Origin of the sequence: Rhodococcus sp. SB1D (assembly GCF_048573875.1) — a bacterium.
Lineage (GTDB): Bacteria > Actinomycetota > Actinomycetes > Mycobacteriales > Mycobacteriaceae > Rhodococcus_F > Rhodococcus_F qingshengii.
In genome coordinates, this window is sequence record NZ_JBMAIQ010000003.1 from 48,761 (window position 1) to 70,155 (window position 21,395).

Sequence of the window (21,395 nt, forward strand, 5' to 3'; positions counted from 1 at the left end):
ATGTCAATCACTGAAATGCATTGCCGCATAGGGGACTAAATCCCCTACCGATGCTCGTCAGCCACCACGACGAATGGCCGGCTCACCTTGTCGGCGGCCGGCAATTCGTTTGTCAGGCAGATCTAGTTCGGTACCCGCAGTTCACGACGAAGAATCTTGCCGCTCACTGTTTTCGGGAGGTCATTCATGACCTCGACGATGCGTGGATACTTGTATGCTGCAAGCCTTTCCTTGCAGAACTCGACCAGATCCTCGGTGGTCGCCTCGGCACCGTCCTTGAAGGACACGAAGGCCTTCACGGTTTCGCCGCGATACGGATCCATGACACCGACGACAGCAGCCTCTCGTACGGCGGGGTGTTCGTAGAGAACATCTTCCACTTCGCGTGGCCACACTTTGAAGCCCGACGCATTTATCTGATCCTTCATCCGGTCGACGATGTAAAACCAACCGTCGCCGTCCATGAATCCGATGTCGCCGGTGTGAAAACGCCCGTCCGGCATGGCATGTGCGGTCTCGTCCGGCTTGTTCCAGTATCCGAGTGCAACCTGGGGACCGGAGACCACGATTTCGCCGTACTCCCCGACCTGTACCGGCTTGTCGTTCTCGTCCACCACCTCGGCGTACGTATTCGATACCGGTACGCCGACAGCAACGGCCCCCGACGCCGGATCTACCGGCGCTTCACGCGAATTCGGCACCACGATTGCCGGGCTGTTCGTCTCGGTCAGCCCGTAGCCGTTGTGAGTGTAGTGACCGAACTTCGCCCGGAACGCTTCCAACGCCGCGTGCGGGATCGGCGCGCCACCTGAATACACCGACTCGAGAGAGCTCAAAGATTCCTTCGAGACTGCGGCGCTGTCCGTCCACGCGATGAATACCGTGATCGCTCCGATGATCGCGGTAGCCCGATGCTCCGAAATTGACTCCGCTGCAACGATGGGATGGAATCGGCAGGTCAGAATCGTGGGCGCGCCGGCTAGGAGTGGAGCCGCGACGTGCCCGATCAACCCGGTGATATGGAACAGTGGCGCCACCGCGAACATCGCGCCGCCGGGGCGCAACCCCAGCCAGTCCCGATAGATCTGCGCTGCGAACACGACATTTGAGTGCGTGTTCATCGACCCCTTCGGCGGGCCGGTTGTCCCCGACGTATAGGGAAGGTAGGCAAGGTCTTCCGGGGACAGATCGACCTTCTCGGGCTTCTGCCCTCGATGAGCCTCGATCAATTCCAGTAGATCCGGAAATCCATCGTGCCGAATCCTGGACGCCGAACCGAAGATCCGTTCATCGTCGCGCGACTGAAAATCCAGTTCCGACGTGGTGATCACCCGTCTCACTGCGGTGCCCTCGGACGCAGTCGCCACGGTCTCGGCCGAGGACTCGAGACAGATGACTGCCGCCGCTCCGCTGTCGGCCAGTACGGTGGACAGCTCACGGTCGCGGTACATCGGATTGACCGGAACGACGACGGCACCGAGCTTCCAGACCGCGACTGTCGCGATCACGAACTGCGGAACATTCTGCAGGACAAAGGAAACTCTGTCTGCGAACCCGATTCCATCCTTGGCGAGGGCTACGGCAAGCGCATCCGACATCTCGTCGAGCTCGGCAAAGCTGACGGTCCTGTCGAAGTACCTGATGATCGGGGCAGTGCGATCGCGCTCCAGCGAAGCACGGAACATCGCGAGGGCGTCGACGTGCTCGATGTCTACGTTCGGCGGAGTGTCGGCGTCGTAATTGGCGAGCCAGGGCTTGCTCTCGTACACGTTGGTCATATCTCAGCTCTCGAAGTACCGACGTGGGTTGTCCACCAGCATCGCCTTGACCTGGTCTTCGGTGACACCACGTTCGAGCAGCGCCGGAATGACATCATCACTGATGTGGGTGTAGTTCCAGTTCGGAAGTGCCGCTTCTCTTGCAGCACTGGGGAAGTAGTCGATGAAACACGACGCGTCATGTGCCAGAACCATCTTCTCCGCGTAACCGCGACGGGCCATCTCCACCACGGTGTTGACACGATCCTCGAACGACAGGAACGGTTCGAGACCAAAACGGTCCATCCCCAGTAGCGAACCGGCATCGGCCAGCGCACACAGGTAATCGAGATCGGTGGTGTCGCCGGAGTGACCGATGACCACCTTGGTCAGATCCGCACCCTCTTCGGCCAGAACCTTCTGCGCGACCAGCCCGGATTCAGTGTGCGGGTTGGTGTGCACGGTGATCGGCACTCCCGTTTCCACCTGCGACTGTCCGACCGCGCGCATGACCCGCTCGACGCCGGGGGTAAGGCCCGGCTCCTCGATGGCGCACTTCAGGAAGGAGGCTCGGACACCGGTTCCGGCGATTCCTTCCCTGATGTCCTTGACGAACAGTTCGACCATCGGCTCGGGGCCGTCGAACAGCAATCCCGGTCCGGTGTAATGGAATTGGAAGGGAATGTCGTTGTAGGTGTAGATGCCGGTAGCAACGATGATGTTGAGATCGACCTGCTCGTTGATCCGGACGATGCGCGGAATGTACCGGCCGAGGCCGATCACCGTGGGATCGACGATCGTGCTGATTCCGCGGGACTTCACCTCGGTCAACTTTGCCACCGCGTCCGCTACCCGTACTTCCTCGTCCCAGGGTTCGGGGTAGTCGGGGTAGTTCTGGCGCAACTCCTCACCCAGAACGAAGACATGCTCGTGCATCAACACCTTTCCCAGATCGGCTGTATCCACCGGCCCACGAACGGTTTGTACTGAACTCATCGATCGAACCCCTGACTGTGATCGCCATCACTAACATGAGACAATGAGCTAGTGTGTCTCACGTGGCCAGGTTCGTCAATAGGCTCGATCCCCCGAGGCTCACCACTTTTCAACGGCCGAAATTGTGCAGTACCGGACAACCGGAGAGAATGTCCCGATGCCTACCGACCTCGAACGCCGACGCGCGATCGACACCGCCGCGAGCATGTACCTCGCGGAGGAACCACTCGACATGTCACTGCTCGCCGAACGTCTCGGCGTAGGCCGCGCGACGCTGTACCGCTGGGTCGGCAACCGCGACGAGCTGCTCGGAACAGTGCTGGCCGAGGCCACCGAACGGACATACCGAAAGGCGATGTCACAGGCGTCGGGGCAAGGTCCGGAGTACATTCTCGACGTCTTCGGCCGCGTTATGCGATCGGTGGAATCGTCGACAGAACTGCGCGCGCTGACCAAACGCGAACCGATGGTGTTCATCAAACTCGCGATGATGCCCGGCTCCATCGAATCGATCTCCGCCTCCATTACCGCCGAAATCCTGCAATCCCAGGTCGACGCCGGCCAGCTGACGATCACGCTCTCGCCGCAAGTACTGGGCGAAGCCCTCGTCCGCATCTGCGACGTACACCTCTACGCCCCCCTGCTCGGCCGAGAAAAGGCCGAGATCGAGACGGCCCTCGACCTGATCGCACTGCTCCTCGGCGTCACCCGCAACTGACACGCTTCGACCGCGTGAACACTACGGCGACACACCGGCCACCCGAGTCCTCAGACGTCTGATGAGTTGTTACTCTCTCGGTACCCACCCGAGAGGCGAGCCGTGTCCGACGACCACACAGGATTCACACTTCGCAGTGGCCCGCTGGTACCGCAACTCGAACAGTTGCTGCGCGGGCGAATCATGCATGGAACGTGGGCGCCGTCCGAGCGCATACCGAGCGAGGCGGCCCTCGCCGTCGAACTCGGCGTCGGGCGTTCCTCGATTCGCGAGGCAATCCGCCTCCTCGCTCGCGACGGACTACTCGAAGTCCGACACGGCGTCGGAACCTTCGTGGCTGCCGCGTCCGAACTCGAGCACGTCGACGAATTCACCAAACTTCTTCGACGCTCGAGGATCCTCGAGGTCTTCGAAGTCCGTCGCGCACTCGAGATCGAGGCCGCCAGACTGGCCGCGGAGCGGGTACAACCCGAGGACCTCGACGGCCTGCGGCGTCGACTGACCATGCGACACAGTCATTTCGAGGGTGATGTCGAGAAGTTCGTCGACGTCGACCTCGACTTCCACACCGAAGTCGTTCGGCTGTCCGGAAATGCAGTTCTGCTCTCGCTTTTCACGTCGGTGCGTCCACTCCTTCGTGAATCCCTCGTCGAGATGATGGCCCACGAGGCCGGCGTCCCCGACACCTCACATGCCCATGATCAGTTGGTCGAGGCCCTTCAAGACGCCGACCCAGAAGCCGCGGTAGCGGCAACTCGAGCAAACATCGACACCGTCCTACGACGACTGCGTGTGCTCGACGCCTAAGAGAGGTTAGTTCTCGTGCAACACCCCACCGGCACAGTTCTGTCGACCGAACACGTGGATCTCGTCCGCGACGGCCGATACTTGTTGAAAGACATCAACATTTCGATCGAACCCGGACAACACTGGGTCCTCCTCGGCGCGAACGGCGCGGGCAAGAGCACGCTTCTGAGCCTGCTCGGAGCAACCGCCCACCCGACTCGCGGTTCCGTTTACGTCCTCGGCCACAAGTTGGGCCGCGTCGACATGAGGGAACTGCGGATGGACATCGGGCACGTGAACCCTCGTCACACGATCGGAATTCCGATCACCGTCCGCAACGTCGTGATCACCGGCCTCACCAACACCACCGAGGTGATGCCGCGCTGGTCACCGACGCCGGAGCAAGAGGCTCACGCCGACGCACTGATCGATCTACTCGGAATGAGTCCGCGTTCAGACGCGCTGTGGCCCAACTTGTCCCAAGGCGAACGGGGACGAACCCTGATCGCCCGCGCACTCATGGTCGAACCGCGCCTGCTTCTGCTCGACGAACCGGCGACCGGGCTCGATCTTGCTGCACGCGAACAACTCTTGACGGCACTGGACGACCTCCGCAATCAGAACCCGTCACTTGCCAGCATCCTCGTGACGCACCACATCGAGGAGATCCCCAGCACCACCACACATGCTCTTCTGATCAAGGACGGCGTCGTGACCGCCAGCGGCCTCGCCGAGGATGTGATCACCACCCAGAACATCAGCGAGTGCTTCTCGCATCCCATCGAGATCGAGCGTCGTGGTGGTCGGTGGAATGCTCAGTCGCGGCCACGCGAAAGAGTGTGACCGACAGTAGTTTCAGAGACGTCTGGCGCCGGGTCCCTCCCGGCCCAGTTCGTCTCCAGGGTTGAGCAGGTTGCATGTTTTCAGTGACAGACACCCGCAGCCGATACAGCCCGTCAGTTCGTCCTGCATCCGGTTGATGGCCTGCTTGCGATCCTCGAGGCGCTGATTCCACTCCGTGGAAATCTTGCGCCAGTCCTTCTTCGTCGGAGTTCGCCCCTGCGGCAACGATCCGAATACTTCGGCAACTTCGGCCAGGGGTATCCCGAATCTGACTGCCAACTGGATCAGCGACACCCGCCGGATCGAATGCCGCGGGAACTTCCTCATATTTCCTGCCGTCCGCTCCGCAGGAACCAGACCGAGTGTTTCGTAGTAGCGCACAGCCGACACGGCGACGCCGGTGCGCTCCGATACCTCACCGATCGAGAGAAGTTCGTCACTCTTACGGATCATTCTGCCTCCCAATGGCTGCGCGACATTGACCTGAAGCGCACTCGAGATTCTACCTTCGACAACATGCACTCCCCCACCGATGCTCCCACCGGAACCTGGCGGCAGCTCCTGAGCGGTCGATACCTCGGCACCGCTACCGTCCTCGCAGGCGGCGTTGCGCTGTACGCGACCAACGTCTACCTGACGACCAGCCTGCTTCCGACTGCCATCGACGACATCGGCGGTCAGCAGTACTACGCCTGGACCGCGACGGTCTTCCTCATTGCTTCCGTCATCTCTTCGATGTTGGTCACCAACGTCCTCGCTGCCAGGGGACCGCGCGGGGCCTACCTGATCGGCCTCGCGATCTTCGCGCTCGGCACCGTTGTCTGTGCGGTCAGCCCGACGATGGAATTGCTGTTGGTCGGCCGCACGATCCAGGGTTCGGGCGGTGGCCTGCTGGCCGGTCTCGGTTACGCCGTCATCAATGCCGCGCTCCCCAGACATCTGTGGACTCGCGGGGCCGCGCTGGTTTCGGCGATGTGGGGAGTCGGCACCTTCGCCGGCCCTGCAATCGGCGGTGTCTTTGCTCAGTTCGGAGCCTGGCGATGGGCTTTCGGCGTCCTGGTCATCGCGACGATCGCAGTCGCCGCTCTCGTCCCCAGCGCGCTACCGGCACATGAACCGGGCAGCACCACCAGTAGCCCGGTGCCGGTCCTCTCGCTGGCATTGCTGACTGCGGCAGCTTTGCTGGTCAGCGTTGCCGGAATTCTGTCCAACCTCGCCGTGACCGCCGCAATGGTTCTCGCCGCTGTGCTGCTACTGATCGCTTTTGTCGCCGCTGACCGTCGCTCGCGCCACGGCGTACTACCGCCGTCGACGTTCAACGCGTCGTCCCTCAAATGGGTGTACCTGACCATCGTCGTCCTCGCTGTCGCGTCGACCGTCGAGACGTTCATTCCACTCTTCGGGCAACGACTTGCCGGCCTGGCGCCGCTCGCGGCCGGATTCCTCGGGGCCGCACTCGCTCTCGGCTGGACTCTCGGCGAAATCCCGAGCGCCTCGGCAACAGCCCCTCGTATCGTGCGACGAATCGTTGTCAGCGGTCCGATCCTCGTCGCGATCGGGTTGGGCATCATGGCAGCATTTCTCACCGAACACGCCGGCGCCGGTGCGGTGGTCGCGTGGGTGATCGGACTGCTGTTCGCCGGCGTCGGAATCGGCATCGCCTGGCCTCATCTTGCAGTCGGGGCGATGACCTCGGTCACCGATCCCGGAGAAGGTGCGCGTGCCTCCGCTGCCATCAACACCGTTCAGCTGATCGCCAATGCCTTCGGTGCAGCCCTGGCCGGAGTGCTGGTCAACATCGGCGAACCGTCGACGCTTCGTTCTGCGCAATTGCTTCTCTTCACCTTCGCCGCTGTCTCGATCATCGGCATTGCCGTGGCAGCTCGCGCACTTCCGCGAACGCCCGACAAAATCGGCAGCCCCGAAATCGTTCACGACGCTCGCTAAACTGTGAGAAACCCACACGGAGGAGTTGGCCAGTGACAGAACCGGATCCGGGCACAGTGGAAACCGACTTCCCGAAGACGGGAGCTCCCGCACAGCGCGCGCTGATCGCAGCGGGTTACACCCATCTCGCGCAGCTGACGTCCGTGTCCGAGAAGGAACTCGGCGCTTTGCACGGGATGGGACCGAAGGCCTTGAGGATTCTGCGCGAAGCACTCGCCGAACGTGGTCTGAGCTTCGCCGACTGAGCTCTCACATCAGACCAGGCTCGCCCGCACCTGGTTGCCACCTTCGCGCTTCGCTTCGTACATCACCGAGTCCGCGACGCGGAAGAGTTCGGCAAAAGCAGCGTCGACTGACTCACCCGGATTCCGGGGCGCGGTGCGGACCGCCATTCCGATGCTCGCGCTCGTCGGAGGGTCATCGTTCGCTCCGTCCATCGCGGAGCGGATCTGTCCTTCCAGCCTGGAGATCACGCTGACCGGTACCCGTTCGACCACGACGAACTCGTCACCGCCCATACGAGCAGTCAAGGCGGACTGGGTTGTCCACAAACGGATGCGCAGTGCAGTTCGCATGATCGTGCTGTCTCCTACGTCATGGCCGTGAACGTCGTTGATCGTCTTGAAGCGATCGAGGTCGATCACCACTACGAGCAGTGCATCCGCTTCGGTGACCGGAGCGCCCATCAAGTCATTCACCCGACGCGCCAATCCGCGACGGTTGAGCAGTCCGGTCAACGGGTCAATGTCGGAGGTAGTGGCATCCGAACCCAGGACCGCCAGAACAATCTGTGACACAACAGGAATCACGATGATCGTAGCCAGCACAACCGAGATCTTCGCCAGTCCCAAGCCGACGTCCGCTGCTGGCCCGAACAACAAAGTCCACCCCGAAAGCACCGTGACGGTCGAGGCGAAGACCAAGTGACCGACTTGGAGTTTCGGATTGTGGAAGAACGCGATGTAGCCGCCGATCGACGCGAAAACGACGCACGCGATGAGTCGTCCCAGCGGTTCCGAGTCGGTTGCGGCCGCCGCCGCAATCGCGACGTCGGAACCCACGACAAAGGTGTACGACCACAGCGGCGTAGGCGGAAACAGCCACCAGATCAGGGCCGCGCCGAGGCACAGCGCGATGACCGCCAGATTGACCGCTCGCCAGAACGTACCTTGCGGACCGACGTCACTGAATCGCGCCGACAGCAACACCAGCCCCATCCAGAATGCTGTTCCGCCGACCAGCGCCCGGCAGGAAGTCAAGAACCCGCGGTCCTGGAGGTACCTGCTGAAACTGTGGAACTGGTCCGGCAACTGCCACCAGCGCATGACGACGTCGACCAAACCGTTCATCGCCGATCAGCCGATGCAGCTCCGCAACTTTTGGGCGTACTTCGACGAAACGGACTCGCTGATTTCCCCCCGGAGCACACTGGCATATCCGGCAGCATAGTCAGCGGCGACAGACAAAAACCGTTCTGCCGGATTTGAATCGGTCGATCAACTCAAAGCGTCGTAGGCCGCCGATACGTACTGCGCCGATCTCTCGGAACCGAGCAGACCCGGCCCCATCTTGTTCATCACGTACGAGAACGTCATGCGCTTCTCGGTGTCGATGATGATCTGCGAGCCACCCCAACCTCCCCAGAAGCAGATTCGCCCCTCCGGAATGAACGGGACGGACTCGGGCGTCGGCAATCCGAATCCGACGCCGAAGCGGACCGGCACGCCGAGGACGAGGTCGACCCCGTACGACTGCTCCTCGAAGATCTTGTCGATCGTTTCCTCCGACAGCAAGCGAACGTCACCGACCTTGCCACCGCACGCGATCACCGATTGGATCCTTGCGAGTGCCCTCGCATTCGAATGACCGTTGGCCGCACCGATCTCGGCGGCGCGCCACCCGTCGGTCCACGAACCTGTAGCGTCAGCGGGCGGCGCGGTGAATGTCTTCACCATGATGTTGTCCATCCCGAGTGCCGCGATGTCGATCGGCAACGGCGGTGGCGCAATCACATTCGAGACTCGCCCGTATTCCGACTTCGGCAAGCCCAGGCGGAAATCAGCATCGAGTGGGCCGGCGATTTCCTCGTCGATGAAGCTACCGAGGGTTCGTCCGTCGATGCGCCTGACGACCTCGCCGATCAGGTGGCCGTAGTTGAGGGCGTGGTATCCGGATCCCGTACCCGGTTCCCACCACGGAGCCTGCGTCGCCAACCGGGCGGTGGCATATTCGTCGTCGCAAATGTTCTCGAGCGTGAACGGTTGATCCCACCCCGACACACCCGAGGTGTGCGACAACAGTTGCCGGACCCGAATTCGGTCCTTGCCCGCTGCTGCGAATTCCGGCCAGTACTGCGCGACCGGGGCGTCGAGATCAAGCAACCCGCGGTCGACGAGCATGAGCGCGGCCAGTGCGGTCACGGTCTTGCTGCAGGACCAGACATTGGTAACGGTGTCGCGAGACCAAGGAGCAGTGTGCTCGACGTCGACCCAACCGCCCCACATGTCGACGACGGATTCGCCGTCGATCGTCAGTGCGATCGCTGCCCCGACGTCCTCGCCGGAATCGAGATTGCGTGCCAGCGCCTCCTTCAAGCCAGAGAATCGCTGGTCACATACGCCTTCGATGTTCGCCACTGACAGCCTCCACAGGAATGATGAAACTTGACGTCAACTTCAACTACGTTGAGTATGTGTCCGATTCACCTGTGGTGCCAATCACTTCAAGTGCCAGAGTCGGCTCAGACCAACGGGATTCCCTTGGCGATGCGCCGACGCAGATCCCAGAGATAGAAGTTGTAGGGAAACATCCGCAGAATCTTCGGACTGAACCGATTGACCAGCGCGGCGACGCGCATGGATCGGTCGAAGTTACGCTGCTGACGCACTGACCACGGGAGCCGCATTTCGTCACGAAAGGCTTGGGGCAGGAACCCGGTGGTGACAAATCGGTTGAGCGGACCGACCACGGGATGCAACAGCTTCGGAGTGAAGGTCGCCGACGCGATCCCGTAGAGATGCTCACGAATCGTCTCGTCGATCGCCACCTTGTCGAGGTTCTCGTTCCAGTAGACCTCGAACGCATCCCGGTCCGCCGGCCACATGTCGCGTCGCATCTGAAGGGTTGTACCGAACGTGGCGCTGCGCTGATAGAACGCATCCCGGGTTACCGGATCGAGATCCCCGTACAAGATTTTGTAGACGTCCTCGAAGCCTCGGTACAGGCAGGCGGCTACCCACAACTGCAGTTCGGGATCGAACGCGTTGTATTCGACCGCGCTGTTCTCATCGGAGCGAACGTGCTTGTGAGAGCCGTTGACTGCGCGTCGGTACAGCTTCTTTTCTTCGTACGTCGCCAGGCCCGCCACCGCGAGATACGTCAGCGTCGTCCGGGTTCGCTTCACCGGATGCCGATCCAACCGACCCGTCTCGACCTTGCTCTCATACACGCCGTACCCCACCGCCGGGCGCGCCAACTGCATGATGACGTTGGCGCCTGCGGCCAACAGTCCGAGCCCGGACATCGCCTTTTCAACCTCGGCGTCGATGTCGACCGCCTGGACGCCGACCGCTCCGATGCCGCCTACCACCGCTTCCTCGCGCCCGTCCATCGAATCCCTACTCACCGTCATGGCAGAACCCCTTCGAGTCGATATCTGCGAACGCATGTTCTCAGATGAGTGAAACGCCGAAATGCCGAGATGTCAAGCAATCTCTGGATGCAAAGATGGTCTTCATGAATGACCAACCGCGTTCGTACGGTGGCGTCGACGGCGCGCTCCGCATAGCCCAACGACGGGAGGCGCTGATCGAGGCCGGTCTGGAACTCATGGGCTCCGCCGAGCCCGAACTGACGGTCCGCGGAGTGTGCAAGAAGGCCGGTGTCGCGGCGCGGTACTTCTACGAGAGCTTCACCGATCGTGATGCTCTGATGTCGGCCGTCTACGACACCGTCATCACGGACATCGCCGTTTCAACCCAGGCTGCAGTGGACGCCGCCGAGACCGAACGCGGCAAGGCGCTCGCTGGAATCGCGAACATCGTCCGCACTATCGCGAACGATCCCCGTCGCGGACGTCTACTGTTCTCCAGCGCCCTGACGAGCCCTGTCCTGGCCGAGAAACGCCAAGCGTCGACGACGATATTCATCGGTCTCCTGGCCGCCAACGCGAAGACCTTCTACCGATTGAACGACAGCGGTCATCTGACCCTGACGGCCACGTTCCTGGTCGGCGGCCTGGCGCAGACCCTCAGTGCATGGCTCGACGGGTACATCGACGTGACGGAAGAAGAACTGGTCGCCGAATGTGCGGCGATCCTGCTCGCACCCGCCCTGCCGCCGTCTTGAGCTCCTGCATTCAGTCCCAGATCCCGATGTTGTCGAGGTGAGCGAGAAGTCGAGCAGCGCCGTCGGAGAACTGCAGACTCATCTGCGCGTCCACCTGTTCTCGATCGTGCTTCTCGAACGCCGCGATCAAAGCATCGTGGCTCGATACCGCAAGCTCACCCCAGCCTGGATCCGTCGCATAGAGACGAGCAGGGGTGTACCGAATCGCGCCGAACAGGAACCATGCCAACTTCGCACCACCCGCAGCGCGATTGATCAGGCGATGGAACTCGAATTCGCACTGCTCGATCGCAGCTGCATCCGAAGCGTCGACCGCCGCTCGCAAATCGGCATTGAGTTCCGTGAGTTCCGCGAGTTGATCAGCGGTGATGCTGTCCATCGCCCGCAACGCCAGCTTGACCGCGATCTGCCCCTGCAACCAGAAGATGTCTTCGATGTCCTGGCGACTGAGGGGCGAGACGAGATAGCCGCGATGCGGAACCAACTCGACCATCCCCTCGCCGCGTAATGCGACGAGGGCTTCTCGCACCGGCGTGACGCTGACCCCGAGGTCGGCCGCGGTTTCGTCCAGCCTGACGAACTCGCCCGGACGGACCGAGCCGGACATGATCAGGTTGCGAACGTGGTTGGCCACGTCCTCCGACAACTGTGGCCGTCTCCTCAGCTCAGATGTCGCTCTCCGAGTGCGTGCAGACGTTGCCACAACCGATCCTCACAGTCCGTACGTTTTGCCGATGATGTCTCGCTGAATCTCGTTGGTACCACCATAAATGGAGGACACAAGAGTCTTTCGCACATGGTGCTCCATGTCGAACTCAGTCGCGTAACCGTACCCACCCATCATCTGCATCCCCTCGAGCGCGACCTTCTTGGCGGTCTCGGTCAGCTTGAGCTTGGCCATCGACGCTTCCCGCGGGAACATCTTGGTCGGGTTGGCGTCGACCATTCGGGCCACGCTGTAGACCAGCAGACGGCCGCATTCGATCTCCGTGGCGAGATCCGCGATCCGGTGGCGAAGCGCCTGAAACGATCCGACCGGACGGCCGAACTGCTTACGCGTGGTGACGAATTCGAGGGTGTCGTCGAAAGCGCGCTGCGCGGTCCCGAGCATCATCGCCGCGAGGATGAGGCGTTCGATGTTGAGTCCGGCCATGAGTTGACGCCAGCCGTTGCCGACTTCGCCAACCACCGCGTCCTCGGGCAGGAATGTGTCGGTGAAGTAGAGATCGTTGACCTCCTTGCCGCCCATGGTGTCGATTCCACTGATCTTCAATCCGGAGATGTCGGCCGGGACATGGAACATCGTCAGGCCCTCATGCTTGCCTTCACCTCGGGATGTGCGAGCCACCAGAAGGATGTTCTCGGCGAAGTGCGCGTTGGAACACCACGTCTTCTGGCCGTTGATCAGCCACCCACCGTCGACCTTCTCGGCGCGGCAACTCAGATTTCCCACGTCGGAGCCCGCTTCGGGTTCGGACATCGAGATCGACTGAGACGCGCCACGGACGATCCCGCCGAGCACTGCCTCCTTCTGGGCCGGACTGCCGAACTTCTCGTATGCAGCCCCGGTGATGACGGTCGGGCCGAGTCCACCGATCGGCGCCATGCCCTTGGCGGCTTCCTCCAGAAAGATGCACAGGTCGACCGTGCTTCCGGCAGATCCGCCGTACTCCTCCGGGACAGTCAGCCCGAGCCAACCCAATTCCGCCATCTTCTCGTAGAACGCCTGGTTGTGGTTATGGGCGCCATGATCGGTCAGCAGGTCTCGCTGCTCACGGGTACCACTTTCCTTCTTGCAGAACGACGCTACCGACTTGGCGAAATCAGACTGCTCCTGCGTGAAATCCATGTACATCGAAAACTCCCGAGTGAGATGAGGCTGGAGGCTTGTCGGAGCTCGGTCCGACGCATACTGTGACTACCAGCACAGTAAATCACATCACATATATGTGATGCACCGACATGTGGAGGATCTGAAGAACATGACAGAACAGCTCGGCCGCCAGAGCACGTCCACGTCGACAGATCCGAGATCGGACGATCACACCTTCGCGAGCCTCGACCCTCGCAACGATTCCGTGGTCGCGCAGCACCCCATTGCAGACCAGCGAGAGATCGAGAAAGCGGTCGCCGCAGCACGCACGGCGTCGAAGTGGTGGGATCAACTCGGGTTCCAAGGCCGCCGGAAGGTGCTCGGCAATTTCCGCGCCGCGATCGCCACTCACGCCGAATCGATGGCGGCGATCATTTCCGCCGAGACCGGAAAACCCAGCGACGACGCACTACTCGAAGTCATGCTGGCCGTCGAACATCTCGACTGGGCGGCACGCAACGCACAGAAAGTGTTGCGCCGCAGACGCGTCGGTGCAGGACTGATCAGCGCCAACCAGTCTGCATCCGTCGGCTACCGGCCGATGGGCGTCGTCGGCGTGATCGGCCCCTGGAACTATCCGCTGTACACACCGATGGGGTCGATCGGCTACGCACTGGCCGCCGGTAACGCCGTCGTGTTCAAACCGAGCGAACTCTCACCAGGCGTCGGCGTCGAATTGGCCCGGCTGTGGGACATCGCGGCACCCGGACACCCTGTCCTGCAGACCATTACCGGCGACGGCAAAACCGGAGCACTTCTGTGTTCGTCCGGCGTCGACAAGATCGCATTCACCGGTTCGACCGCTACCGCAAAGCGCGTAATGGCCGCCTGCGCGGACACCCTCACTCCCCTGGTCGCCGAATGCGGTGGCAAGGACGCCATGCTGGTGGACTCCGATGCCAACCTCGATGCGGCCGTGAGCTTCGCGGCATTCGGGGCAGTGGGCAACGGCGGACAAACCTGTGCCGGCGTCGAACGAATCTACGTCGCAGCGCCCGTGTACGACGCCTTCCTGTCCAAGCTCACCGCCGCGCTACGAGACGCCCACGCCGGCGCCACCGACAGCTCGACCTACGGGCCGATGACGCTGGGAAAGCAGACTGGGATAGTCCGGGGCCAGATCGAAGACGCTCTCAGTCGCGGCGCGAAAGCTGTACTCGGCGGACTTGATTCGTTCAACGGTCCGTTCATCGATCCGATCATCCTGACGGATGTTCCGGAGGATTCCACGGCGATCACCGAGGAGACGTTCGGGCCGAGCGTCGTGGTGAACAAGGTCTCCGACATGAACGAGGGGATCGAACGCGCCAATGCGTCGAAGTACGGCTTGGGCGCCTCGGTGTTCACCAAGAGTTCGTCGAAGGGCCGAGCGATTGCCGAAAAGCTCGAATGCGGTGTCGTCACGGTTAATTCGGTTCTCGGTTTCGCCGGAATCGCCGCCCTGCCGTTCGGCGGGGTCGGCGATTCCGGATTCGGCCGTATCCACGGAGCCGATGGGCTGCGTGAGTTCAGCAGTGTGAAATCACTGGCCGTTCAGAAGTTCAGCGCTCCACTGGACCTGCTGACCATCGAGCGAAAAGCCAGGGACATGAAGATCTCACGTTGGATGCTGGCGAAACGCCACGCGAAGTCCTGAGAGATCAGGCGATCAGCCGGCGGTGACGAGCACCTGCTCGTCGCTGTCGGCTGCTTCGAGTTCACGAACCAGCGGAAGCACCTTGGCCCCGAAGTATTCGATCTCCTCCTGGAAATGCAGGAATCCGCCGAGAATCAGATCGACACCGCGACGGCGATATTCGACGATCCGATGCGCGATTTGTTCCGGCGTGCCGATCAGTTGCGAGCGGAAACCGTCGTTGTACTGAACCAAGTCCTCGAACGTCGAATCCGCCCACATCCCGTCCTTGGACGCGGTCGATGCGCCGGCCTGTTGGACTGCATTCTTGAATCCCTCGACCGCAGGGCGGTTGGCCTTGGCGATGATCTCGCGCAGTGTGTCCTTTGCTTCCGCCTCGGTGTCGCGGGCGATGATGAATCCGTTGAGCCCGAACTTGACCTCCCGATCGTTCTCACGAGCAACACGGCGAACGTCGACCAACTGTTCGGTGACGCCGTCGTAGTCCTTGCCGTTACTGAAGTACCAATCCGAATACCGGCCCGCGTTCTCACGGGCTGCCGCCGAGTTACCACCTTGGAACAGTTCGGGATTGGGGCGCTCCGGAGTGTTGAGAGGCTTCGGCTTCAACGTGAAGTCGTGGATGCGGTAGAAGTCGCCGCGGAAATCGACGTCGTCCTCCGTCCAGATCTTCCGAAGAACCTGAAGGAACTCGGCGCTACGCCGATAACGCTCGTCGTGCTCGAGCCACGGCTCGCCTAGATGTGTGAACTCGTCCTTGAACCAACCACTGACGACGTTGACGGCAAAACGACCGTTCGACAAGTGATCGGCGGTAGCGCCCAGTTTCGCCAACACGGCCGGCTGCCAGAGTCCCGGATGCACCGCGGCGATCACCTTGAGCTTCTCGGTGGCCAGGAGAAGCGCAAGGCTGAAGCTCGTGGATTCGTGCTGGAATTCGGCCCCGTAGCTCGCCTCGTAACGTACCTGGCTCAGGGCGTACTCGAAGCCGTTGTTCTCGGCGGTCTGTGCCAGCTTCTTGTTGTACTCGTAGTCCCAGCTGGTCCGCTGCTCGATGTCGGAGGTGACCAGACCACCACTGACATTGGGCACCCAGTAGGCGAACTTGATCTCGTCGGCGATACGTTCAGTAGACATGAAACCCAGCAAACATGCAGTTCCCAGTGGTTTCCAGGGTAGCGATCACACAGGTTGTAAGTGTTGGGTGGGTGCTGCGACTGTGAAACGGTGGCAGCATGACTGCTGTGGACATTCAGGAGATCGCGCACCGCATCACCAGCGAGGACGAGGCGCTCTCGGTGGCGTCACAGCTGTCCGACGAGTTCGCGGCAGGTGCCGGAGTCCGCGATGCGCAGCGCCTCCTTCCCCACGACGAGGTTCGCACCCTGGCGCGGTCCGGCTTGCTCGGACTCTCGGTGTCGAAGGAGTTCGGTGGCATCGACGCAAGCACCGAGACGTTGGCCGAGGTCTTCCGCCTACTCGCCGAGGGCGATCCCAGCATCGCGCAGATTCCGCACAGCCACTTCACTTTCCTGGAAGCGCTCCGGTACCAGGGGTCTAACGAGCAGAAGCAGTTCTTCTACGCCGAAGCATTGTCGGGCAAGCAGTTCGCCAACGCCCAGAGCGAGCGCGGCAACAAGACCATCGACATCGACGGCACCACTCTCACCCCCGACGGGGAAGACTTTGTGCTCGAAGGTCGAAAATTCTATTGCACCGGAGCGCTTTTCGCAGATTGGATCGTGGTGCGTGCCGCCAATGCGGATCAATTCACCGAGACCGGCGCACAGGTGAAATCCGCGGTCTACCTACCCCGGAATACTCCCGGACTGTCGATCGTCGACGACTGGGACGGCATGGGACAGAAGACAACTGCAAGCGGAACCGTGACCCTGGAATCCGTTTCGGTGCCGCGGTTCAATGTCGTGCCCTTCACGTCGCTCTTCACTCACCCGACCACCTACGGAGCACAGGCCCAGATCCTGCACGCCGCGATCGACACCGGCATCGCGTCGGCTGCACTGCGTGAATCCGTGAAACTCGCGGCAAAGGCGCGTCCCTTCTTCGAAGCGAAAGTCGATACAGCGGTGGAGGATCCACTGCTCGTTCAACTCGCCGGCGAAGCGGCAATCGAGGTTCGCGCTGCCAGATCCCTCTTGGCGGAAGCAGCGCGATCGATCGACGTGGCGCGTCGTGATCCCACCGAGGACTCCACGGCCCGAGCATCCATCGACGCTGCAACTGCCAAAGTGGTCGGCGCCAGGGCGTCATTGGCGGCCACGAGCACTTTGTTCGAGATCGGTGGCACCAGAAGCGCGGGCGAATCGGCGAACCTCTCCCGATTCTGGCGTGACGCGCGCACGCACACCCTGCACGATCCGACGAGGTGGAAGGTCCAGCACATCGGCCGGTGGACACTGTCCGGGACAATCCCACCGCGGCACGGACTGCTGTGAACACACTCAGTCGGAGTTCATATATCCGCTGATCAAGACTTCCAGTCCTTCCAAGTAGCTCTCAGTCGTCGTCCCTCCAGGCCAGTCCTCGAGCACCTCACTGAGCACCGGCAGTTTCTCGGGCCCGATTTCTCGGATCTTGACCGCGAGAGGTGACACGCTGCCTTCCGGTCGCGTAGTGGTGTCGTAGATGTTGAGCAATGCGCCGAGTGTGTAGTTCCACAGCGCTCGATAGACCAACAGTGCGCGACGAGGTGACATACCGAGTTCGACACACGCAGCCATCGCCCGATCGACCAAGACCACAGCGCCGCTCCCACCACGGCCACCGCGCTGAAGCAACTCGATGATCCAGCGCTCCGACGCCAGCTTTTCGAAGATCGCGGTGAAGATCGTGCGAAGCCGTTCGACCTGATCCTGCGGCAGGACCAGCGCGCCGAGATCTTGTGAGTACACATCGAGCACCGCGCTGATCAGCTGTTCCTTGTCGCCCACGTGCCGGTACAGCGCCATCGGCGTGGTGCCGAGCGACTTCGCCAACGCTCGCATGCTCAACGCGTCGGCGCCGCCGGTCTGTAGCTGCCGTTTCGCCTCGTCGACTATCTGCTCCGACGTGATCGTCGGGGGACGTCCGAGCCGCGGTGATCTCGGTTCCATCTTTTCGGCCATCCGTCGATTGTGCGCGCCCCTGCTACGACGCTCTCGCCCGGGGAACCCCTTGCATCTCAGTCGCCAGCAAGGTAAACCTAACTACTTATGAGAACGCGTATACAAATTAGGTACCTGCAATGACAACAACAACTCGAGCGGTAGCCGCACCGGCTCTGGTCCTCACAGCCGCCGCGGCAGCGCAGTTCCTGGTGGCCTTCGACATGTCGGTCATCAACGTCGCGCTGCCCGACATCCAGGAATCGCTGAACTTTTCCGACGCCGGGTTGTCCTGGGTCGTCAACGCGTACGCCCTCGCCTTCGGCGGACTGCTGCTTCTCGGCGGTCGTCTGTGCGACGTGATGGGCACTCGTCGAGTTCTGGTTTCCGGGCTTCTGCTGTTCGCCCTCGTCAGCATCGTCGGCACCTTCTCCGTGTCCGCCGAAATGCTTGTCGGAGCTCGGGCGCTTCAAGGCGTCGGCGCTGCACTGATCGCGCCGGCCGGGCTCGCCGCCCTCAGTCAGGCCTTTCCCACCGGACGCGCCAGGGCCAAGGCATTCGGCATCGGCGCAATGTCGTCAGCACTGGGCGGCGCACTCGGTGTCGTCCTGAGCGGCATTTTGACCGAAGGGCTCAGTTGGCGATGGGTGATGTTCGCCGGCGCACCAGTGGCCCTGATCGCCGCAGTTGCCGGTGCCCGCGGCCTGCCGGCCGGCCAAGCCGCCAGAGGCGGCTCTCTCGATCTCCCCGGAGCCATCTTGGCGACGGCCGGAATCACCGCCCTTGTCGGCACAGTGATCGCCACGGAATCACATTCCTGGACTTCAGGTTACGTGCTGGGTGGATTCGCGCTCACGATCGCGCTGCTCACTGCTTTCGTTGTGGTCGAAAGCCACTGCGCCACACCACTGGTACGACTGTCCACCCTGCTTCGACCCCGAATCGGACTGGCCAACGCCATCATGTGCCTGGTGTGCGCGGCACAGTTCAGCGCGTTCTTCTTCGTCTCACTCTTCCTGCAACGCGGGCTGGGCTATTCACCGACCACCACCGGTCTGGCTTTCCTGCCCTTCTGCTTCGGCCTGGTGATCGGCATCCTCGCGTCCACCAAACTCCTTCCGCGCTACGGAGTTCGACCGCTGCTCGTAGTCGGGACAGCAGTCGCCGCAATCGGAACTTTCATGTTTTCGACCATGAACCTCGACAGTCCCTTCTGGGCCGTCATCCTGGTGCCTTCGCTTCTGGCGAGCATCGGCATCGGTCTGTCGTTCATGCCGCTCAGTAACGTCGCCACCGCCGACGCTCCCCCCGAAGAAGTCGGCATGGCATCCGGGCTACTGAGTACATCGCGTCAGATCGGCGGTTCACTCGGACTAGCCGTTCTCGTGAGCGTCGCCGCTTCCTCGACGGCACGTTCGGACAGCGCGCCGACCGAAGCACTGGTTTCCGGATACTCCCAAGCCCTCTTCGTCTGCTCCGGCCTACTGCTGGCCGGTACCCTCCTGTCCTTCTTCTTCCCACGAATGGATCGTTGACCTCAGATGTTCACCACCCGAACCGCATTCGGCATCGTCTCGGCGCTTCTCCTGACCGTCGCCGGCGCAAGCGCGTGCAGCAGCTCCGCCGAGTCCGACACCGCCTCTGCAACTCGCTCCGTCACCCACGAACTCGGCACCGTCGAAGTTCCGGCCTCACCGCAGCGCATTCTCGCGCTCGACGAGTACGCGGGGTTGAGTGCACTCGCACTCGGCGTGAAGCCCACCGTCGTCTACAGCACCCTGCGATCGGACGTCGCCAAGTCGATCCTGCGCGAGCAGGGCGTCGAAGTTCTCGACAAGCCAACCTTCTTCGCCAACCCCGCCGTCGAGGAGATCGCGTCCGTCGAACCCGATGAAATCTTGATGAGCAATGCCGGTCCATTACCGAGCCTGTTCGCTCAGATCAACGCCGTGGCGCCAACCTTGGTCCTCCCGTACTCGGCGCCGTGGCGTGACGTGCTCGAACAAGCTGGGGCACAGCTCGATCGAGGCAGTGAAGCAACCGCCATGATCGGAAAGCTGGAATCCGGTCTCGAAGACGTCAAGTCCGCGGCTGCCGGCCAGAGCCTTGCGATCCTTCTCGGCTACAGCGGAAACCTGTTCACCGTGCCACCGACCACTCCCATCTCCACACTGGTCACCGAGGCCGGATTCACCAGGCCGGCATCGGAAATCAACGCGGCCAACAATCAAGACACCGGCACGATTTCGCCCGTCTCACCTGAACTCCTACCCGAGCATGCGGCGCAGACCGTCGCCGTACTTTCCGGGCAGCAGTACGACGCATCCATCGTGCGAAACACTCCACTGTTCGACAACCTGACACCCGATCCGGCGCACGCTCTGGACGTCAGCGGTGATCTCTGGTTCGGCAGCCATCCTTTTGCCATCTACTGGATCATCCAGGATCTGGACGGCATCGCACATGGCAAGGGGCAGAACAGTATCGGAACCCTCGACAGCGCCGACGCGCGATGGGCGGCATTCAGCGCGCTCTGACGTCCTGACGAAAGGTCAGCGGAGAAACACCCACCCGGGTGGCGAAGAACTTCGTGAAGTTCGCAGAATCGTCGAACCCCAACTTCGACGCCACCTGGGTGACCGTGTCCGTGCCGAAAGACAGCAGACGTTTCGCTTCGAGAACCACACGCTGATCGATGTACTGCTTTGCCGTCATCCCGGCAGCGGCTCGGGTGGCCCGCAGCACAGTCTTCTCGGAGTACCCGATCTTGTTGGCGTACTCCGAAACCGAACGGACCGTGGCGAAGTCACGTTCGACAACGGCATGAAACCTTTCGAACACGTCATTGTGCGCCAGCACGGAACTCTGTTCCTGTCCACCGAGATGGGTCAGTTTCAACAGAATTGCTGTCAGCGTGTGCCGCAGAATGGCCGCGCGAACGACCGGCGCGGAAGTATCCGGGCAGCCGTAGTTCAGGTTCAGGTGTTTCATACCCGTGCTGATGGTCTCGAGGTTCTCGCCGGACAACTGCCACGCTGCCTGCCGACTGCGGGCGTTCCCGTCCAACAACTGCTGGCTGACGGCATCGAGCGACGAGGGCGTGAACAGAACAACCGTCGCCTCGAAGTCCTGGATTCGCCCCCACTGTTGCACCTGCCCCGGTCTGACCCAGAACACGGTCCCCGGGCTCACCGCGTAGTTCACGAAGTCGATGGTGTGTAGCGCCGAGCCCTCGGTCACCAGCGCGAGCAAGTGAAATTGCGGACGTTGGGGGCCGACGAACTCTGCGCTTCCCCCGTTGATGCGAATGGTGTCCAGGCTGAGTACTTCGATCTCGGTCGCGTCAGCCACCGACGATGCGTACCCGACGTCCCGGACGGGTACTTGT

General features: G+C 61.9%; 21 protein-coding genes. 10 read left to right on the plus strand and 11 right to left on the minus strand.

What is annotated here, in order from left to right:
* Window positions 1–122: 122 nt before the first annotated feature.
* Window positions 123–1,778, minus strand: a complete 1,656-nt coding sequence (locus ACN50D_RS09020; protein ID WP_030536043.1) for an AMP-binding protein — start codon at window positions 1,776–1,778, stop codon at window positions 123–125.
* Between the two features lie 3 nt (window positions 1,779–1,781).
* Window positions 1,782–2,753, minus strand: coding sequence for a phosphotriesterase family protein (locus tag ACN50D_RS09025; protein WP_030536044.1), 972 nt, complete (start codon window positions 2,751–2,753; stop codon window positions 1,782–1,784).
* Window positions 2,754–2,910: 157 nt separating this feature from the next.
* Here ACN50D_RS09025 and ACN50D_RS09030 point away from each other — a divergent pair, with 157 nt between their 5' ends.
* The 3 genes from ACN50D_RS09030 to ACN50D_RS09040 all read left to right on the plus strand — a co-directional run bounded on the left by ACN50D_RS09030 (window position 2,911) and on the right by ACN50D_RS09040 (window position 5,100).
* Entirely contained in the window at window positions 2,911–3,471 is a 561-nt protein-coding gene (locus ACN50D_RS09030) for a QsdR family transcriptional regulator (protein WP_003943195.1), read from the plus strand.
* Window positions 3,472–3,573: 102 nt separating this feature from the next.
* On the plus strand, window positions 3,574–4,278 hold the full coding sequence (locus tag ACN50D_RS09035; RefSeq protein WP_003943086.1) for a FadR/GntR family transcriptional regulator: 705 nt from the start codon (window positions 3,574–3,576) through the stop codon (window positions 4,276–4,278).
* Between the two features lie 15 nt (window positions 4,279–4,293).
* A complete protein-coding gene (locus ACN50D_RS09040; protein ID WP_047269415.1) occupies window positions 4,294–5,100 on the plus strand; it encodes an ABC transporter ATP-binding protein in 807 nt (268 codons plus the stop codon).
* Window positions 5,101–5,112: 12 nt separating this feature from the next.
* Here ACN50D_RS09040 and soxR read toward each other — a convergent pair whose 3' ends face one another.
* Window positions 5,113–5,553: a redox-sensitive transcriptional activator SoxR gene (gene soxR, locus ACN50D_RS09045; RefSeq protein ID WP_003943238.1), complete on the minus strand. Its 441-nt coding sequence runs from the start codon at window positions 5,551–5,553 to the stop codon at window positions 5,113–5,115.
* 63 nt (window positions 5,554–5,616) lie between these two features.
* Between soxR and ACN50D_RS09050 the strand changes: the two genes are divergently transcribed.
* Both ACN50D_RS09050 and ACN50D_RS09055 read left to right on the plus strand, forming a co-directional pair.
* The gene (locus tag ACN50D_RS09050; protein ID WP_050656772.1) at window positions 5,617–7,047 is read left to right on the plus strand and encodes an MFS transporter; all 1,431 of its coding nucleotides are present in this window, start codon (window positions 5,617–5,619) and stop codon (window positions 7,045–7,047) included.
* A gap of 32 nt (window positions 7,048–7,079) precedes the next feature.
* On the plus strand, window positions 7,080–7,292 hold the full coding sequence (locus ACN50D_RS09055) for a hypothetical protein (RefSeq protein ID WP_007730800.1): 213 nt from the start codon (window positions 7,080–7,082) through the stop codon (window positions 7,290–7,292).
* Between the two features lie 9 nt (window positions 7,293–7,301).
* Here the strand turns inward: ACN50D_RS09055 and ACN50D_RS09060 are convergent, their stop codons facing one another.
* From ACN50D_RS09060 to ACN50D_RS09070, 3 genes are all read right to left on the minus strand, one after another.
* Entirely contained in the window at window positions 7,302–8,396 is a 1,095-nt protein-coding gene (locus ACN50D_RS09060) for a GGDEF domain-containing protein (RefSeq protein ID WP_042446343.1), read from the minus strand.
* 147 nt (window positions 8,397–8,543) lie between these two features.
* Window positions 8,544–9,683: a serine hydrolase domain-containing protein gene (locus tag ACN50D_RS09065; protein WP_211921667.1), complete on the minus strand. Its 1,140-nt coding sequence runs from the start codon at window positions 9,681–9,683 to the stop codon at window positions 8,544–8,546.
* A 104-nt stretch (window positions 9,684–9,787) separates the two neighbouring features.
* The gene (locus ACN50D_RS09070) at window positions 9,788–10,657 is read right to left on the minus strand and encodes an oxygenase MpaB family protein (protein ID WP_211921823.1); all 870 of its coding nucleotides are present in this window, start codon (window positions 10,655–10,657) and stop codon (window positions 9,788–9,790) included.
* Between the two features lie 116 nt (window positions 10,658–10,773).
* Between ACN50D_RS09070 and ACN50D_RS09075 the strand changes: the two genes are divergently transcribed.
* The gene (locus ACN50D_RS09075) at window positions 10,774–11,394 is read left to right on the plus strand and encodes a TetR/AcrR family transcriptional regulator (RefSeq protein WP_052416921.1); all 621 of its coding nucleotides are present in this window, start codon (window positions 10,774–10,776) and stop codon (window positions 11,392–11,394) included.
* A gap of 10 nt (window positions 11,395–11,404) precedes the next feature.
* On the opposite strand, the gene ACN50D_RS09080 is transcribed toward ACN50D_RS09075, so the two are convergent.
* Both ACN50D_RS09080 and ACN50D_RS09085 read right to left on the minus strand, forming a co-directional pair.
* Window positions 11,405–12,097 carry a GntR family transcriptional regulator gene (locus tag ACN50D_RS09080; RefSeq protein ID WP_003942905.1) on the minus strand — a complete coding sequence of 231 codons (693 nt, stop codon included), beginning with the start codon at window positions 12,095–12,097 and terminating at the stop codon, window positions 11,405–11,407.
* Window positions 12,098–12,106: 9 nt separating this feature from the next.
* Complete coding sequence (locus ACN50D_RS09085) at window positions 12,107–13,249, minus strand: acyl-CoA dehydrogenase family protein (RefSeq protein WP_007730792.1); 1,143 nt, start codon at window positions 13,247–13,249, stop codon at window positions 12,107–12,109.
* 127 nt (window positions 13,250–13,376) lie between these two features.
* On the opposite strand from ACN50D_RS09085, the gene ACN50D_RS09090 reads away from it, so the two are divergent.
* Window positions 13,377–14,903: an aldehyde dehydrogenase family protein gene (locus tag ACN50D_RS09090; RefSeq protein ID WP_211921669.1), complete on the plus strand. Its 1,527-nt coding sequence runs from the start codon at window positions 13,377–13,379 to the stop codon at window positions 14,901–14,903.
* 12 nt (window positions 14,904–14,915) lie between these two features.
* Here the strand turns inward: ACN50D_RS09090 and sfnG are convergent, their stop codons facing one another.
* Window positions 14,916–16,040: a dimethylsulfone monooxygenase SfnG gene (gene sfnG, locus ACN50D_RS09095; protein WP_007730790.1), complete on the minus strand. Its 1,125-nt coding sequence runs from the start codon at window positions 16,038–16,040 to the stop codon at window positions 14,916–14,918.
* A 98-nt stretch (window positions 16,041–16,138) separates the two neighbouring features.
* On the opposite strand from sfnG, the gene ACN50D_RS09100 reads away from it, so the two are divergent.
* Window positions 16,139–17,359 (plus strand): SfnB family sulfur acquisition oxidoreductase, encoded by a 1,221-nt coding sequence (locus ACN50D_RS09100; RefSeq protein WP_211921670.1) that lies wholly within the window; start codon window positions 16,139–16,141, stop codon window positions 17,357–17,359.
* Window positions 17,360–17,365: 6 nt separating this feature from the next.
* On the opposite strand, the gene ACN50D_RS09105 is transcribed toward ACN50D_RS09100, so the two are convergent.
* A complete protein-coding gene (locus tag ACN50D_RS09105) occupies window positions 17,366–18,028 on the minus strand; it encodes a TetR/AcrR family transcriptional regulator (RefSeq protein WP_003943078.1) in 663 nt (220 codons plus the stop codon).
* 119 nt (window positions 18,029–18,147) lie between these two features.
* On the opposite strand from ACN50D_RS09105, the gene ACN50D_RS09110 reads away from it, so the two are divergent.
* On the plus strand, window positions 18,148–19,542 hold the full coding sequence (locus ACN50D_RS09110) for an MFS transporter (RefSeq protein ID WP_076948618.1): 1,395 nt from the start codon (window positions 18,148–18,150) through the stop codon (window positions 19,540–19,542).
* A 6-nt stretch (window positions 19,543–19,548) separates the two neighbouring features.
* Window positions 19,549–20,544: an ABC transporter substrate-binding protein gene (locus ACN50D_RS09115; RefSeq protein WP_211921671.1), complete on the plus strand. Its 996-nt coding sequence runs from the start codon at window positions 19,549–19,551 to the stop codon at window positions 20,542–20,544.
* On the opposite strand, the gene ACN50D_RS09120 is transcribed toward ACN50D_RS09115, so the two are convergent.
* Window positions 20,531–21,358 carry a helix-turn-helix domain-containing protein gene (locus ACN50D_RS09120; RefSeq protein WP_030536057.1) on the minus strand — a complete coding sequence of 276 codons (828 nt, stop codon included), beginning with the start codon at window positions 21,356–21,358 and terminating at the stop codon, window positions 20,531–20,533. The genes ACN50D_RS09115 and ACN50D_RS09120 overlap by 14 nt on opposite strands.
* Window positions 21,359–21,395: the final 37 nt, after the last annotated feature.

Coding starts and splice junctions, on each gene's coding strand:
- ACN50D_RS09110 (WP_076948618.1), top strand. CDS start 18,148: ATGACAACAACAACTCGAGCGGTAGCCGCACCGGCTCTGGTCCTCACA.
- ACN50D_RS09060 (WP_042446343.1), bottom strand. CDS start 8,396: ATGAACGGTTTGGTCGACGTCGTCATGCGCTGGTGGCAGTTGCCGGAC.
- ACN50D_RS09105 (WP_003943078.1), bottom strand. CDS start 18,028: ATGGCCGAAAAGATGGAACCGAGATCACCGCGGCTCGGACGTCCCCCG.
- ACN50D_RS09075 (WP_052416921.1), top strand. CDS start 10,774: ATGGTCTTCATGAATGACCAACCGCGTTCGTACGGTGGCGTCGACGGC.
- ACN50D_RS09100 (WP_211921670.1), top strand. CDS start 16,139: ATGACTGCTGTGGACATTCAGGAGATCGCGCACCGCATCACCAGCGAG.
- soxR (WP_003943238.1), bottom strand. CDS start 5,553: ATGATCCGTAAGAGTGACGAACTTCTCTCGATCGGTGAGGTATCGGAG.
- ACN50D_RS09090 (WP_211921669.1), top strand. CDS start 13,377: ATGACAGAACAGCTCGGCCGCCAGAGCACGTCCACGTCGACAGATCCG.
- ACN50D_RS09070 (WP_211921823.1), bottom strand. CDS start 10,657: ATGGACGGGCGCGAGGAAGCGGTGGTAGGCGGCATCGGAGCGGTCGGC.
- ACN50D_RS09085 (WP_007730792.1), bottom strand. CDS start 13,249: ATGTACATGGATTTCACGCAGGAGCAGTCTGATTTCGCCAAGTCGGTA.
- ACN50D_RS09115 (WP_211921671.1), top strand. CDS start 19,549: ATGTTCACCACCCGAACCGCATTCGGCATCGTCTCGGCGCTTCTCCTG.
- ACN50D_RS09030 (WP_003943195.1), top strand. CDS start 2,911: ATGCCTACCGACCTCGAACGCCGACGCGCGATCGACACCGCCGCGAGC.
- sfnG (WP_007730790.1), bottom strand. CDS start 16,040: ATGTCTACTGAACGTATCGCCGACGAGATCAAGTTCGCCTACTGGGTG.
- ACN50D_RS09020 (WP_030536043.1), bottom strand. CDS start 1,778: ATGACCAACGTGTACGAGAGCAAGCCCTGGCTCGCCAATTACGACGCC.
- ACN50D_RS09050 (WP_050656772.1), top strand. CDS start 5,617: ATGCACTCCCCCACCGATGCTCCCACCGGAACCTGGCGGCAGCTCCTG.
- ACN50D_RS09025 (WP_030536044.1), bottom strand. CDS start 2,753: ATGAGTTCAGTACAAACCGTTCGTGGGCCGGTGGATACAGCCGATCTG.